Annotated in this window: 15 protein-coding genes; 8 read left to right on the forward strand and 7 right to left on the reverse strand. The window is 66.1% G+C overall.

Annotation, left to right across the window (positions count from 1 at the left end; translation table 11 throughout):
• Positions 1 to 12: 12 nt before the first annotated feature.
• The 3 genes from AXW83_RS01410 (at position 13) to AXW83_RS01420 (ending at position 2823) form a co-directional block, all read left to right on the forward strand.
• Entirely contained in the window at positions 13 to 1176 is a 1164-nt protein-coding gene (locus tag AXW83_RS01410; protein WP_066609968.1) for an amidohydrolase/deacetylase family metallohydrolase, read from the forward strand.
• Between the two features lie 119 nt (positions 1177 to 1295).
• Positions 1296 to 1763 (forward strand): RidA family protein, encoded by a 468-nt coding sequence (locus AXW83_RS01415; RefSeq protein ID WP_082766883.1) that lies wholly within the window; start codon positions 1296 to 1298, stop codon positions 1761 to 1763.
• Positions 1747 to 2823, forward strand: a complete 1077-nt coding sequence (locus AXW83_RS01420; RefSeq protein WP_066609969.1) for an alanine racemase — start codon at positions 1747 to 1749, stop codon at positions 2821 to 2823. Before AXW83_RS01415 ends, AXW83_RS01420 begins: the two co-directional genes overlap by 17 nt.
• A gap of 100 nt (positions 2824 to 2923) precedes the next feature.
• Here the strand turns inward: AXW83_RS01420 and AXW83_RS01425 are convergent, their stop codons facing one another.
• The 3 genes from AXW83_RS01425 to lepA form a co-directional block, all read right to left on the reverse strand.
• Positions 2924 to 3514 carry a DUF2345 domain-containing protein gene (locus AXW83_RS01425; protein ID WP_066609971.1) on the reverse strand — a complete coding sequence of 197 codons (591 nt, stop codon included), beginning with the start codon at positions 3512 to 3514 and terminating at the stop codon, positions 2924 to 2926.
• An 81-nt stretch (positions 3515 to 3595) separates the two neighbouring features.
• Positions 3596 to 4324, reverse strand: a complete 729-nt coding sequence (locus tag AXW83_RS01430) for a DUF1028 domain-containing protein (protein WP_066609972.1) — start codon at positions 4322 to 4324, stop codon at positions 3596 to 3598.
• Positions 4325 to 4435: 111 nt separating this feature from the next.
• Entirely contained in the window at positions 4436 to 6241 is a 1806-nt protein-coding gene (gene lepA, locus AXW83_RS01435; protein ID WP_066609973.1) for a translation elongation factor 4, read from the reverse strand.
• Between the two features lie 117 nt (positions 6242 to 6358).
• Between lepA and AXW83_RS01440 the strand changes: the two genes are divergently transcribed.
• Together AXW83_RS01440 and AXW83_RS01445 are read left to right on the forward strand one after the other, a co-directional pair.
• A complete protein-coding gene (locus tag AXW83_RS01440; RefSeq protein ID WP_066609974.1) occupies positions 6359 to 6952 on the forward strand; it encodes a helix-turn-helix domain-containing protein in 594 nt (197 codons plus the stop codon).
• Positions 6949 to 7482, forward strand: coding sequence for a GNAT family N-acetyltransferase (locus tag AXW83_RS01445; RefSeq protein ID WP_066609975.1), 534 nt, complete (start codon positions 6949 to 6951; stop codon positions 7480 to 7482). The genes AXW83_RS01440 and AXW83_RS01445 overlap by 4 nt, the downstream gene beginning before the upstream one ends.
• A 19-nt stretch (positions 7483 to 7501) precedes the next feature.
• On the opposite strand, the gene AXW83_RS01450 is transcribed toward AXW83_RS01445, so the two are convergent.
• The 3 genes from AXW83_RS01450 to hrcA all read right to left on the reverse strand — a co-directional run bounded on the left by AXW83_RS01450 (position 7502) and on the right by hrcA (position 9594).
• Complete coding sequence (locus tag AXW83_RS01450) at positions 7502 to 7753, reverse strand: DUF3297 family protein (RefSeq protein ID WP_066609979.1); 252 nt, start codon at positions 7751 to 7753, stop codon at positions 7502 to 7504.
• Positions 7754 to 7849: 96 nt separating this feature from the next.
• Entirely contained in the window at positions 7850 to 8509 is a 660-nt protein-coding gene (locus tag AXW83_RS01455; RefSeq protein WP_066609980.1) for an ankyrin repeat domain-containing protein, read from the reverse strand.
• Entirely contained in the window at positions 8506 to 9594 is a 1089-nt protein-coding gene (gene hrcA, locus AXW83_RS01460; RefSeq protein WP_066609981.1) for a heat-inducible transcriptional repressor HrcA, read from the reverse strand. Before hrcA ends, AXW83_RS01455 begins: the two co-directional genes overlap by 4 nt.
• Positions 9595 to 9733: 139 nt before the next feature.
• On the opposite strand from hrcA, the gene rph reads away from it, so the two are divergent.
• The 3 genes from rph to hemW all read left to right on the forward strand — a co-directional run bounded on the left by rph (position 9734) and on the right by hemW (position 12459).
• Entirely contained in the window at positions 9734 to 10450 is a 717-nt protein-coding gene (rph, locus tag AXW83_RS01465; RefSeq protein ID WP_066609982.1) for a ribonuclease PH, read from the forward strand.
• Between the two features lie 171 nt (positions 10451 to 10621).
• Positions 10622 to 11260, forward strand: coding sequence for an RdgB/HAM1 family non-canonical purine NTP pyrophosphatase (gene rdgB / locus AXW83_RS01470; RefSeq protein WP_066609984.1), 639 nt, complete (start codon positions 10622 to 10624; stop codon positions 11258 to 11260).
• Entirely contained in the window at positions 11257 to 12459 is a 1203-nt protein-coding gene (hemW, locus tag AXW83_RS01475) for a radical SAM family heme chaperone HemW (protein WP_066609986.1), read from the forward strand. Before rdgB ends, hemW begins: the two co-directional genes overlap by 4 nt.
• 78 nt (positions 12460 to 12537) lie before the next feature.
• Here the strand turns inward: hemW and AXW83_RS01480 are convergent, their stop codons facing one another.
• Complete coding sequence (locus AXW83_RS01480; protein WP_236841791.1) at positions 12538 to 13701, reverse strand: penicillin-binding protein activator; 1164 nt, start codon at positions 13699 to 13701, stop codon at positions 12538 to 12540.
• Positions 13702 to 13884 lie beyond the last annotated feature (183 nt).

Consider the following 13884-nt stretch of genomic DNA (forward strand, 5'->3'; position numbering starts at 1 on the left):
TCAGGACAAGCCATGACCCACGATCTCATCCTCAAAGGCGGCCGGGTCATCGACCCCTCGCAGAAGCATGACGGCGTCCTCGACGTTGCCTTCACCGACGGCAAGGTTTCCGGCTTCGGCAAGGACCTCAAGGGCGCAAAAGAGACCCGCGACGTCTCCGGCTACATCGTCACGCCCGGCCTGATCGACCTCCACACCCATGTCTATTGGGGCGGCACCTCGCTGGGCATCGACGCCGACGAGTTCTGCCGCGCCTCGGGCGTCACCACCTCGGTCGATACCGGCTCGGCTGGCCCCGGCAACTGGCCGGGCTTCCGCAAGCACGTCATCGAGCGCAGCCAGGCCCGCATTCTCGCCTATCTCCATGTCTCCCATGCCGGCATCTACGGCTTCGACCATCGCGTCATGGTCGGCGAGAGCCGCGACATGGCGATGATGAACCCGATCGATTGCGCCGAGGTCGCGGACAAGAACCGCGACCTCATCGTCGGCATCAAGGTTCGCGTCGGGCTGCATGCCTCGGGCGACCAGGGCACGGCGCCGCTCAACATCGCGCTGCAGGTCGCCAACGAGGTCGGCATACCGCTGATGTGCCATATCGACCATCCGCCGCCATCCTATGAGGAGGTGGTCAACATGCTGCGGCCGGGCGACGTCCTGACCCACGCCTTCCGCCCCTTCCCGAACGCGCCCTGCACCGCGCAGGGCACGGTGAAGCCCGAGGTCCAGGCCGCCCGCAAGCGCGGCGTCATCTTCGACATCGGCCACGGCAAGGGCTCGTTCTCGTTCAAGACGACGCGCGCCATGCTCGCCAACGGCTTCGAGCCCGATGTGATCTCGTCCGACGTCCACAAGCTCTGCATCGATGGGCCCGCCTATGACCAGGTCACCACCATGTCGAAGTTCCTGCTCATGGGCATGAGCCTGAACAATGTCATCGCCGCCTCGACGGTCAACGCCGCCATGGCGCTGAAGCGGCCCGAATACGGCTCGCTCAAGGTCGGTTCGCTCGGCGACGCGACGATCCTTACGGTCAAGGAAGGCAAGTTCGACTATGCCGACGTCACCGGCGAGCACATGATCGGCGACAAGAAGATCGTCTCCGAAGGCGTCGTGCTCAAGGGCGCCTGGTGGCATCCCAGGCGCACCAACAAGTTCAGGAAGGTTGCTGCGTAGCGCGGTTACGGAACCACTGCCGTCATGCTCGGGCTTGCCCCGAGCATCTCTGGCCGGAGATTCTCGGGTCTCCGCTTTGCTCCGCCCGAGAATGACGCTGTTTTAAAAGGAACCCTCCCATGTCCGCCGAAGCCAAACTCGCCGAACTCGGCCTTACGCTTCCATCCGTCGCCGCCCCGATGGCCAACTATGTTCGCTTCAAAAAGGCCGGCGATCTCGTCTTTCTGTCGGGGCAGGGTCCGCGCAATCCCGACGGCTCGATCCCCAACGGCAAGGTCGGCAAGGAGTTCACCACCGAGCAGGCCTATGAATTCGCGAAGACCACGGGGCTCGGTTTGCTCGCGGCCATGAAGGAGGCCGCCGGCTCGCTCGACAAGATCGAGGTCATCAAGCTGCTCGGCATGGTCAACGGCGTGCCAGAGTTCGGCGACCAGCCAAAAGTCATCAATGGCTGCTCCGACCTTTTCGTGGCGGTATTGGGCGAGAACGGGCGCCATGCGCGTTCTGCGGTCGGCATGGGCTCGCTGCCCGGCAACCCGTGGAGATCGAAGTCATCGTCCGGGTGCTGCCGTGACAGCTCTTTCTGAGGAAATCGCCCGCCTCTACGGCACGCCCGCCGTCGTCATCGATCTTGACAAGGTCGAGGCCAATATCGCCCGGCTCCAGGCGGCCTGCGACGCCGCCGGCGTCGCCAACCGCCCGCATATCAAGACGCACAAGTCTCCCGAACTCGCCCGGCTCCAGGTCGAGTCCGGAGCGCGCGGCATCACCTGCCAGAAGCTCGGCGAGGCCGAGGTGATGGCCGATGGCGGCATCGACGACATCCTGATCAGCTACAACATTCTGGGCGAGCAGAAGCTCGGCCGGCTCGGCGCCTTGCAGCGTCGTGTCCGGATGATCGTGGCGGCCGACAACCCGGTCACCATCGCGGGCCTGCCGGTCGCGGCCGGCATCGCCGATCGCGACCTCGAGGTCGTCGTCGAGTGCGACACCGGCCGCCAGCGTGCCGGGGTCGAGACGCCGGGCGAGGCGGTCGAGCTTGCAAAGCTGATCGCGAGTTTGCCCGGCCTGCGCTTCGCGGGCTTCCTGATGTACCCGCCGGAAGACGGCTGGGAGCGCACGCAGCTTTTCCTCGATACCGCCAATGCCGGCCTGCGCGATGCCGGGCTGGAAGCCGGCATGATCTCGACCGGCGGCTCGCCCAACATCCCCAATATCGGAAAGCTCAGAGGCGCGACCGAGCACCGCGCCGGCACCTCGATCTTCAACGATCGCATGCAGGTCGCGGCAGGCGTGGCGACGCTGGATGACTGCGCGCTGACGGTCTATGCGACGGTGGTGAGCCGGGCAGGGCCGGAGCGCGGCATTCTCGATTCAGGCTCGAAGACGCTGACCAGCGACTCAGGCGGCCTCGACGGCCATGGCTACATCCTCGAATACCCGGCAGCGAAAATCGCCAGATTCGCCGAGGAGCACGGCTTCCTCGACCTTTCGGCCAGCAATGACCGGCCCAATGTCGGCGAGGTCGTGCGCGTGGTGCCCAACCACGTCTGCGTTGTTGTCAACATGGTCGATCGAGTGATCACCGTGCGCGGCGACAAGCTGATTGGCGAACTCCCGGTCGCGGCGCGAGGCAAGCTGAGCTAGAGCATCGGACTGAAAAGCGGAATTCCCGTTTTGGGGAAATTCGATGCCGACACAAAGAGATGGATCGCCGCTTTGGACGCTCGGCGGCGGTCTGGATTCATCAGGTCTGCAGGATCTTGGAGCCCTTCATGGTGACGGCCCCGGATGCCTTGACCTCAAGATTGCCGTTCGACCTGATCACGATGTTGCGGCCGTGGAGATCGACGCTTCCGTCCTTCTTCAGGCCGAGTGCGGCGCTGCCGGATTTCAGAGTTGAGACGTCCTGGCTTGTGATCTGCAGCGTTTTGCCGACGGCGACGTTCATATCCTTGCCGGATTTGACCGAAATCGTCTGGCCGCTGACAACGCTGCAATCGACCGAGGCGGAGAGATTGCAATAGCGCGCGTCGAGGCCGAACTCCTGGCCGCAGTTGATCTTGATCCGCCCACCGACCGAGAGGCTCATATTGGAGCCGACCGCCATGGCGAGCGCGCCACCGGCGTTCATCGACATGGCGCTGCCGGCTGTCATCGATAGGGAACCGCCTGCCGTCACCGCGATGTTGCCGCCGCAGTTGAGCGTGAAAAAGCCGGGGGATGTGATCGTTACGTTGCCGGCGCGATCTGCCGTGATGGCCTGCATCAAGAGCGCGAGCTGGGCTTCGAGCGCGGCTATCCGACGTTGCAATCCTTCGGTGTCGGGATCGGCCATGGCGGCCTCCAGCATCGCGTGACGAGATGACGGAAGGTTACTGTAGCACGACCGGCTGTGGGGAGAAGCATAGTCGAGGCGTCATGTCTCCGGGTGCCGCGCGTTCCAGTTGGCCGCATACTCCGTGCACAGCCGGTCGAGTTCCTCGCGATCGGTCACGCCCGCCGGCCGAGCCCGCGAGGGCGAGGCGGCCTGGAACGGGACGTAGCGCTGATGCGCCACGCGCCAGATCCGGCGCAGTTCCGCCAGCGGGTCGGCATGGTCATCGACCCTGATGTCGAAGCTCGGCATCGGTTCACCGGCCCAGATCCGGATCGCGCAGGACTGTCGGCCGCGCTTGTCGCCGCCGGCCTTCTCGCCCGCCTCCAGCGCGACCAGCAGCCGCTCGTCGAAATCCAGCGCCGAGTTGGCGATATAAGCCTTTAGCGTCTCTTTGATCACCTCCGGCCCGGCCAGCATGTTGCCGGCGACGGAGACCTGGGGACCATCGACCGCGCCGCACCAGTCGATGCAGGCCGAGCCGATATGGGACGCCGTCTTGCCCTCGCGGTCGATGACATGCAGCTGGCGGTGCGCCCGGCCCTCGTCGGCTGCCGTCAGGCCCGCGATGATCTCGACCGCCGAGCGTCCTTCTTGCAGCAGCCTCAGCCCGTCGATGCCATAGAGCGGGTTGACGAAGGCCTGGCTTGCGATCGCGCCGACACGCCCTGCGCCATAGGGCACGCGCGCGCCGACGGCGAAGGCGCAGGTCGAGACCGCGACGCCATAGGCGCCGGTCGCGGCGTCACGGGCGACGATGGACCATGTCATGGGAAGCGTCCTGTTCGTTGGACAAGAGGGAAGGCAACCTAGGACTATCGCGAGTAGGCAGGATCGCACGCAGACGCCGCGCCGTCATCGGATTGACGACAGGGCGAGCCCTCAATCATCCATCTTCAGCGCGGCGATGAAGGCTTCCTGCGGGATTTCGACCCTGCCGAACTGCCGCATCTTCTTCTTGCCTTCCTTCTGCTTGTCCAGAAGCTTGCGCTTGCGGGACGCGTCGCCGCCATAGCACTTTGCCGTGACGTCCTTGCGCAGAGCGCGGATGGTTTCACGCGCGATGATCTTGCCGCCGATCGCCGCCTGGACGGGGATCTGGAACATGTGCGGCGGAATCAGGTCCTTCAGCTTCTCGCACATCGCCCGGCCCCGCGCGTCGGCGCGCGACCGGTGCACCAGCATGGAGAGCGCATCGACAGGCTCGGCATTGACCAGGATCGACATGCGCACGAGGTCGCCCTCGCGATAGTCGGTGATGGCGTAGTCGAAGGAGGCATAACCCTTCGAGATCGACTTCAGCCGGTCGTAGAAATCGAACACGACTTCGTTCAGCGGCAGGTCGTAGACGACCTTGGCGCGCGAGCCGACATAGGACAGGTCGGTCTGCACGCCGCGCCGGTCCTGGCAAAGCTTCAGCACCGAACCGAGATATTCGTCGGGCGTGAAGATCGTCGCCTTGATCCAGGGTTCCTCGATCGTCTCGATCTTCATCACGTCGGGCATGTCGGCCGGGTTGTGCAGTTCCAGCACCGTGCCGTCGCGCAGATTGAGATGGTAGACGACAGAGGGCGCCGTAGAGATCAGATTGAGGTTGAATTCGCGTTCCAGCCGCTCCTGGATGATCTCCAGGTGGAGCAGGCCGAGAAAGCCGCAGCGGAAGCCGAAGCCGAGCGCAGCCGAGGTCTCCATTTCGTAGGAGAACGAGGCATCGTTCAGGCGCAGGCGGCTCATCGCGGCGCGCAGCACTTCGAAATCAGCCGCATCGACCGGGAAGATGCCGCAGAACACCACCGGCTGCACCGGCTTGAAGCCCGGCAGCGGCTGGGCCGTCTGGCGCTTGTCGTCGGTGATGGTGTCGCCGACGGCGGTATCGGCGACCTCCTTGATCGAGGCGGTGAAGAAACCGACTTCGCCGGGGCCGAGTTCCTTGACCTCCAGCATCTTGGGCTTGAACACGCCGACGCGGTCGACGCCATAGACGGCGTTGGCCCGGATCATCCGGATCGTCATGTTCTTCTTCAACACGCCGTCGATGACCCGCACCAGCACGACGACGCCGAGATAGGCGTCATACCAGCTGTCGACCAGCAGGCACTTCAGCGGGGCGTCCTTGTCGCCCTTCGGCGCGGGAAGCCTCTGGACGATGGCCTCCAGCACGCCCTCGATGTTGATCCCGGTCTTGGCCGAGATCGCCACGGCTTCCGAAGCGTCGAGCCCGATAACATCCTCGATCTGCTGCTTGATGCGCTCGGGCTCGGCCGCCGGCAGGTCGATCTTGTTCAGGACCGTGACGATCTCGTGCCCGGCGTCGAGCGCCTGGTAGACGTTCGCCAGCGTCTGCGCCTCCACCCCTTGAGAGGCATCGACGACGAGCAGCGAGCCTTCGCAGGCCGCCAGCGACCGCGAGACCTCATAGGCGAAGTCGACATGGCCGGGGGTGTCCATCAGGTTCAGGATATAATCCTTGCCGTCCTGGGCCCGGTAATCGAGCCGCACGGTCTGCGCCTTGATGGTGATGCCGCGTTCCTTCTCGATATCCATCGAGTCGAGGATCTGCTCGCTCATGTCGCGGGCCGCCACCGTGCCGGTGGTCTGGATCAGCCGGTCGGCCAGCGTGGACTTGCCGTGGTCGATATGCGCCACGATCGAGAAGTTGCGGATGTTGTCGAAGCTCTGGGTGCTCATAGGCGCGGGAATAGCAGCGTTGCTGCATTGCGCCAAGGGTTTGACGCAGGGGCCGTATTCTTGTTCCAGGGCCATCCGCTGCTTGCGTTTCTAATATAATAGAATAAATCTCATTGCATGGATACTGATGCCGTTGATCTCGACAGGCGGCTCGGCGTGCGCCTGAAGGCGACGCGGCAGCGCCTGAATCTGACCCTGGACGAACTCGCTACACGCTCGGGCGTCAGCCGCGCCATGATCTCGCGGGTCGAGCGCGGCGAATCGAGCCCGACTGCCGCGCTGCTGGACCGCCTCTGCGCCGGGCTCGGCATCGTGCTCTCGGCGCTCTTTCGCGACGAGCACGGCGCCGGGCCGCTCGTGCGCCGCGATGAGCAACAGGTCTGGACCGATCCGGCCAGCGGCTACCGCCGCCGCACCGTCTCGCCCGCCGGCACCGGCTCGCGGCTCGAGATCGTCGAGGTCGAGATGCCGGCCGGCGCGCGCGTGCTGCTCGAAGCGCAGCGCGCCGGCTTCCGGCTCGACCAGCAGTTCTGGCTGCTGGAGGGCGAACTCGTGATCGGCCTCGGCGAGCGCGAGCATAGGCTGGCCGCCGGCGACTGCCTCGCCATGCTGCTCGACGGGCCGATCAGCTTCCACAATCCGGGCGCCGAGCCGGCGCGTTATGCGGTGGTGCTCGCCGCAGCCGATAACTGGAGCGGACGACTGACATGACGCAGGCCGATGAAATCGCGATCGCCCAGCTCGATGTCGCCGGAGCGGCAGCGGCCATTCCGGAGCTCGCCGGCATCCTTGCCGATGCCGTCGAGAGCGGCGCCTCGGTCGGATTCATGGCCGGGACGGCGATCGCCGAGTATGAGCGCTTCTGGCAAGGCGTGGCCGCCGAGGTTGGCGCCGGGCGCACCATCCTGTTCGTCGCCATGCGCGACGGGCGCATCGTCGGCACGTCGCAGCTTCAGCTCATCGGCAAGCCCAACCAGCCGCACCGGGCTGAGATCGCCAAGGTGCTGGTGCACTCGGCTGCCCGCCGGCGCGGCATCGCCGAGCGACTGATGCATGCCGCCGAAACCGAGGCCGCGCGCCGCGGCCGCAACCTGCTGGTGCTCGACACCGACGACGCGAGCGCGGCTCACGCACTCTATGGCAAGCTCGGCTGGATCGCGGCCGGCACCATCCCGCGTTACGCGCTGATGCCCGATGGTAGCGATTGCAACGCGACCTTCTTCTACAAGAGCCTGCGCTGAACCGAAGCGTCCGCCCGTCTTACGCCTCCGGCGCGGCCTGGCGGAAATAGGGCTCGACCTCGCCCTTGAGCTTCACTGTCATCGGGTTGCCGAAGCGGTCCTTGGCATTGCCGGCGGTCAAGCGCACCCAGCCCTCGCTGACGCAGTATTCCTCGACATTGGTCTTGTCGACGCCCTTGAACCGCACGCCGATGTCGCGCGACAGCAACTCCTCGTCATAGAACGGGCTGTTGGGATTCGAGGAAAGGCGGTCGGGAAGCGTGTCGGTCATCGGGCTGGCCTTGGCATGCGAAGAGTGGCGGCGAACGTCGTCGCGGTGGCCGCAGAGGTAGCGCCATCTTCCGCCAATGCCAAATCGCGGCCGGTCTCAGCGTCCGCCGGCCTGCTCGATCAACCGTGCGACGGCCGTTTGGCCTCGCTTTCGGGCATGGGCCAAAGGGCTGACGCCGTCCTTGTCGGCGAGGTTGGCATCGGCTCCTGCGGCGAGAACCATCCGCGCCACCTCCTGATGCCGTGGTCCGCCATCGCCGAGAAGCACGATCTCCAGCAGGCAACTCCAGCCGAGATCGTTGACGTGATTTACGTCGATCCCGCTCGTCAGCAGCAGCTTCACGGTCTCGACATGCGCCCTTTCGCAGGCTGGGATCAGCGCATTGCCGCCATAGCGGTTGCGGATCGACAGGTCCGGCTTCAACGGCAGCATCGCCGCGACGATCTCGGTCCGGCCCGACGCCCCGGCGAGGAGCCATGGCGTGTCCTTGTTGGCAGCCTGTGCGTTCGGGCTCGCACCGGCCGCCAGCAGCGCTCTGGCGATGGCGACATGGTTGCCGGCGACGGCGAGCATAAGCGCGCTGCGACCTTGCGAATCCCGGGTCTCCAGATCGGCCCGCGCCGCGATCAGCCGCTCGACCTCGGCAAGCTCTCCAGCGCCCATGGCTGCGAGAAGCGCGGAGCTCGCATGGGCGGCAGGAGTCGTCATGATCGTGAGAACCAGCAGGGTAGCGAGGGCATGGGCCGCGCGGCTCACCGCCCGCCATCCAGCAGCCGTCCGACCAACTTCGCCGTGTAGTCCACCATCGGCACGATGCGCGCATAATTCAGGCGCGTCGGGCCGATGATGCCGACGACGCCGACGATGCGCTGCTCGGAATCGCGGAAAGGCGCGGCCACCATCGAGGAGCCCGACATCGAGAACAGCTTGTTCTCGGAGCCGATGAAGATGCGCACGCCGTCGCCCGCCTCGGCGCGGGAGAGCAGGTCGATCACGTCGGTCTGCGTCTCGAGATCGCCGAACAGCAGCCGGATGCGCTCCAGATCCTCCTGCGCCCGCAGGTCCTCCAGCAGATTGGCCTGTCCGCGCACGATCAGATGCCGGTCGCTCGTCGGGCCCGAAGAGGTGGCGATGCCGCTCTCGACCAGCTTGGCCGTCAGCGTATCGAGTTCGCTTTCCATCTGCGCGCGATGCTCGGCGATCTCCCGGCGCAGATCGCCCAGCGTCTTGCCCATGATGCGGGCATTGAGGAAATTGCCGGCCTCCGTCAGCGCCGAGGCCGGCAGGCCCGGCGGCAGCGCCAGGAGGCGGTTCTCGACCGTGCCGTCATCCGCGACCAGTACGACGAGCGCGCGCGCCGGATCGAGCCGGACGAACTCGATATGCTTCAGCCGCGCATTGGCCTTGGTCGTGACGACGACACCAGCCCCGCGCGAGAGCCCCGACAGCAGCGCCGAGGCCTCCGTCAGCGTCCCGTCCAGCGTCCGGCCTGTCGCAGCCGCCTTCATCTGCGCCTCGATCCGGCTGCGCTCGTCGGAGGTCAGGTTGCCGACCTCCATCATCGCATCGACGAAGAAGCGCAGGCCACGCTCGGTCGGGAGGCGGCCGGCCGAGGTGTGGGGCGCATAGATCAGCCCCGCCAGTTCGAGGTCGGTCATGACGTTGCGTACGGTGGCTGGCGACAGCGACATCGGCAGCAGCCGGGCGATGTTGCGCGAACCCACAGGCTCGCCCGTGGCGAGATAGCCGTCGACGATCTGACGAAATATCTCACGCGACCGCATGTCGGTCTCGATAAGGCCGCTGGGGGATTCGGGGCGCATCGGCGTATGTGAAGTCATACCGCATCATAACTCATTTACGGGCCTGACTAAATTCGTATTGCACGGCCCTCGTTCAAGAGCCCGTGCGACGACCGCCTTGCCGCCTTCGGCCCGACCGCCTACAAGCCGCCAACCTCGAAACGATCAGGATATTTCCATGCGACCCTCCAAACGCGCGGCCGATGAAATGCGCAAGGTCACGCTCGAACGCGGCGTGGTGCGCTATGCCGAGGGCTCCTGCATGGTCACGTTCGGCGAGACCAGGGTGCTTTGCGCCGCGACCGTCGAGGAAAAGGGCCCGCCCTGGCTGCGCGGCACCGGCAAGGGCTGGGTCACGGCCGAATACGCGATGCTGCCGCGCGCCACCCATGAGCGCAACCGCCGCGAGGTCACATCCGGCAAGCCGTCGGGCCGCACCCAGGAAATCCAGCGGCTGGTCGGGCGCTCGCTTCGCGCCGTGGTCGACCTGACCGCGATCGGCGAGCGCCAGATCGTTGTCGATTGCGATGTGCTCCAGGCCGATGGCGGCACGCGCACGGCCTCGATCACCGGCGCATGGGTCGCGCTGCACGATGCGCTGAAATGGATGGAGGGCCGCTCCATGCTGAAGGGGCCGAACCCGCTCAAGGATCATGTCGCCGCGATCTCCTGCGGCATCGTCGCCGGCAATCCGGTGCTCGATCTCGACTATATCGAGGATTCCGGCGCCCAGACCGACGCCAATTTCGTCATCACCGGCTCCGGCGGCCTCGTCGAGGTTCAGGGCACGGCCGAGGGCGCGCCGTTCTCGGAAGAGGAATTGCTGGCCCTGCTCAAGCTCGCCAAGGGCGGGGTGAGCAAGCTGGTGGCGCTGCAGAAGACGACGGTGGCGTAAGGGCCTCCGTCATTCCGGGGCGACCTGAAAGGTCGAGCCCGGAACCCATAGACACCGACATGGCGAGATCGCCCGAGACGGACCCTGGACAAGGACAATGACGACGTCGCGCTTCGATACCATGACGCTGAGTTTATGGGTTCCGGGTTCGCTCCTGCGGAGCGCCCCGGAATGACGGCCGTTCATCGCCTCCTCACCGGCAAGGTCGTGATCGCGACCCACAACAAGGGCAAGCTCGTCGAGATGCGCGAGCTCATGGCGCCCTATGGGATCGAACTGGTCTCGGCTGGTGAACTCAGCCTGCCCGAGCCCGACGAGACCGGCTACATGTTCTCCGAGAATGCGGCGATCAAGGCGGTCGCGGCAATGCAGGCGAGCGGCCTGCCGGCGCTGGCGGACGATTCCGGGATTTGCGTCGATGCGCTCGACGGCGCGCCGGGACTGTTCTCGGCCAACTGGGCGGGGCCCGGCAAGGATTTCAAGCCGGCCATGGCGCGGGTGCTCGCCGAGATGGCCAAGCGCGGCGCGACGAAGCCCGAACAGCGGCGCGCCCACTTCGTCTCGGCTCTGGTGATCGCCTGGCCGGACGGGCATCAGGAGCTGTTCGAGGGCCGCGTCTTCGGCGAGATCGTCGATGCCCCGCGCGGCAGCGGCGGCTTCGGCTACAACCCGATCTTCAAGCCCGACGGCCATGACCAGACTTTTGCCGAGATGAGCACGACCATCAAGAGCGGCGAGGCCGAGGCGCTGTCGCACCGGGCACGCGCCTTCGCGCTGCTCGCGGCGGCCTGCCTCAGGGCGCCGGCGTGACTGCGCTTGCCGCCTTCGCGGAACGTTCGACGGTGCCGGAGCACCCGACTTCTGACGCTGGCTTTGCAGTCTATGTGCATTGGCCCTTCTGTCTGGCCAAATGCCCCTATTGCGACTTCAACTCCCATGTCCGCCTGCAGCAGCCGGACCAGGCGCGCTATATCGCCGCCTTCCGGCGCGAAATCGCCCATCGTGCGCAGCTTGCTCCGGGGCGCACCGTCTCCTCGATCTTCTTCGGCGGCGGCACACCCTCGCTGATGGAGGGCCGCACCGTCGGCGCCATCCTCGACGCGATCGGCGAGCATTGGGCGGTCGCCCCGGATGTCGAGGTCTCGCTGGAGGCCAATCCGACCAGTGTCGAGGCAGGCCGCTTCCGCGATTTCCGCTCAGCCGGCGTCAACCGCGTTTCGCTGGGCGTGCAGGCCCTGAACGACACCGATCTCAAGGCGCTCGGCCGGATGCACTCGACGCAGGAAGCGCTCGATGCGGTTGCGATCGCGCGAAAGTATTTCGAGCGCTATTCCTTCGATCTGATCTATGCCCGCTCCGTCGGACAGACGCCCGCCTTGTGGCGCGCCGAACTCGAACTGGCGATCAGCCATGCTGCCGAGCATCTCTCGCTCTACCAGCTGACGATCGAGCCCGACACGGCGTTCGAGCGGCTGTTCAAGGCCGGCAAGCTCGCCATCCCCGATCATGAGGCGGGCGCGGTGCTCTACGAGATTACGCAGGAGATCACGGCCAGACACGGCCTGCCGGTCTACGAGATCTCCAACCATGCCCGGCCGGGCGCCGAATGCCGGCACAACCTCGTCTACTGGCGCTACGGCGAATATGCCGGCATCGGACCCGGCGCCCATGGCCGCTTGGTCACGACTGAAGGCCGCATGGCGCAATCGACCGAAAAGCGCCCCGAGACCTGGCTGGCCCGCGTCGAAGCGGAAGGTCATGCCCTGGTCGAGGACGAGCGGCTGAACGCCGAGGCGCAAGGCGACGAATACCTGCTAATGGGCCTGCGCCTGGTCGAGGGTATCGACCCGGTAAAATTCCGCGCGCTTTCGGGCCGCAAACTGGACTCCTCACGTGTCGACAGCCTGATCGGGGAGGGGCTTCTGACCCACAAGCCCGGCGGCAAGCTCGCCTGCACGCCGGACGGGGCGCTGGTTCTGGACGCGCTAGTGGCAGATCTGGCGGCGTAGAACCCGCCGTCATTCTCGGGCTTGACCCGAGAATCTCTTTCGGGAGGTGCTCGGTTCAAACCCGAGCGTGACGCGAGATCACTGCGTCCGCGGCCCCAGATCCTTCGGCGCCGCATTCACCGTCACGATCTGGCCGTTGCGCAGTTCCAGCACCGCCAGCCCCCGCTCGTTTTGCCCGTCGGGACGGAAGCGGAAGACGCCGTCGGCGCCGGCAAAGCCCGAGGCGTTGGTCAGGACGGCCTCCGAGAAGCGCTGCGAGCCTTGCGTGCGGGCCAGCGCCGCCGCCAGCGAGACTGCGTCATAGGCCAGCGTCGCGGTGCGGGTCGGCGCACTGTTGAAGCGCTGCTGGTAGCGTCCGGCGAAGGCGTTGAACCCGGCGGTGTCGGGCGAGGCGAACCAGCCGCCCTGGATCGCCGGCACGCGGGCGACATTGGCGTCGTTCCAGACGCCGGTGCCGAGTGGCTTGACCTTGGTCGGGTCGTAGCCGCCCTGCTGCAAGGCAAGCCCCAGCGCCGGCATGGTATCGGCGCCGGCTGGAACCAGAAGCGCGTCGGCCTGCCCCAGCGACGGCATCAGCCGTCCGACGGCGGCTCTCATGCTGTTGGCGTCCGAGCCGAAACGCTCGATCGCGACCGTGCGCGCCCCGCGATTGGCGACCGCCTGCTGGAAGGCGGCTTCGACGACCTTGCCATAGGCGGTGTCGGGCACCAGCGCAGCGAAGGATTTCCGCCCTTGCGATGCCGCATAGGCGATCACCCGGTTGACGTCGTTCTCGGGCGGGAAGGACAGGAGATAGACGCCGCGGCTTGCGACGTTGGAATCGCTCGAAAAGGCCATGATCGGCCGGTTCGCGGCGCGCGCCACCTGGCCCGCCGCCTGTACGGAGGGCGCAAACAGCGGCCCGATGATGAGCTCTGCACCCTCGCGCAAGGCTTCCTGGGCTGCGGCCTGAGCGCCCTCGGCCGTGCCGCGATCGTCCTTCACCAGCAAGGTCAGGTCCGCGCCGGGGAATTCGGCAAGCGCCATTTCGGCGGCATTCTTCAGCGAGTTGCCGACGACCGCGCCCTGGCCTTCGGCCGTCAGTGGCAGGATTAGCCCGACTTTGACCGAGCCGGTCCCCAGCGTCTGGCCGGTCGTAGCCGCGCCGGGCGGCTGGTTATCGACACCGGGCAGGCCGCCGGGGCCGCCGACACAGGCCGAGAACCCAAGCGCGAACGAAAGCAGGAGGGCTGATAGGCTCAACCGGGAGACTGAAGCAAACTGCCATTGACGCAACACGAGGCGATCTCCAGTCCTGATTCGGGTCGGCAGGGCCGTCCACCAGAGCAGTCTACCACGAACGTCTTTCCTGCCAGCCCGGCACGGTATTTTCAAGTTGTTAACTCTGGGTTGCGCGGGCAGCGTCCGGCCAAATTGCGGTTCCGG

This window comes from Bosea sp. PAMC 26642 (genome assembly GCF_001562255.1).
Lineage (GTDB): Bacteria > Pseudomonadota > Alphaproteobacteria > Rhizobiales > Beijerinckiaceae > Allobosea.

Coding starts and splice junctions, on each gene's coding strand:
- rph (WP_066609982.1), top strand. CDS start 9,734: ATGCGACCCTCCAAACGCGCGGCCGATGAAATGCGCAAGGTCACGCTC.
- AXW83_RS01440 (WP_066609974.1), top strand. CDS start 6,359: ATGGATACTGATGCCGTTGATCTCGACAGGCGGCTCGGCGTGCGCCTG.
- AXW83_RS01445 (WP_066609975.1), top strand. CDS start 6,949: ATGACGCAGGCCGATGAAATCGCGATCGCCCAGCTCGATGTCGCCGGA.
- AXW83_RS01430 (WP_066609972.1), bottom strand. CDS start 4,324: ATGACATGGTCCATCGTCGCCCGTGACGCCGCGACCGGCGCCTATGGC.
- AXW83_RS01410 (WP_066609968.1), top strand. CDS start 13: ATGACCCACGATCTCATCCTCAAAGGCGGCCGGGTCATCGACCCCTCG.
- lepA (WP_066609973.1), bottom strand. CDS start 6,241: ATGAGCACCCAGAGCTTCGACAACATCCGCAACTTCTCGATCGTGGCG.
- hrcA (WP_066609981.1), bottom strand. CDS start 9,594: ATGACTTCACATACGCCGATGCGCCCCGAATCCCCCAGCGGCCTTATC.
- AXW83_RS01425 (WP_066609971.1), bottom strand. CDS start 3,514: ATGGCCGATCCCGACACCGAAGGATTGCAACGTCGGATAGCCGCGCTC.
- AXW83_RS01415 (WP_082766883.1), top strand. CDS start 1,296: ATGTCCGCCGAAGCCAAACTCGCCGAACTCGGCCTTACGCTTCCATCC.
- rdgB (WP_066609984.1), top strand. CDS start 10,622: ATGACGGCCGTTCATCGCCTCCTCACCGGCAAGGTCGTGATCGCGACC.
- AXW83_RS01450 (WP_066609979.1), bottom strand. CDS start 7,753: ATGACCGACACGCTTCCCGACCGCCTTTCCTCGAATCCCAACAGCCCG.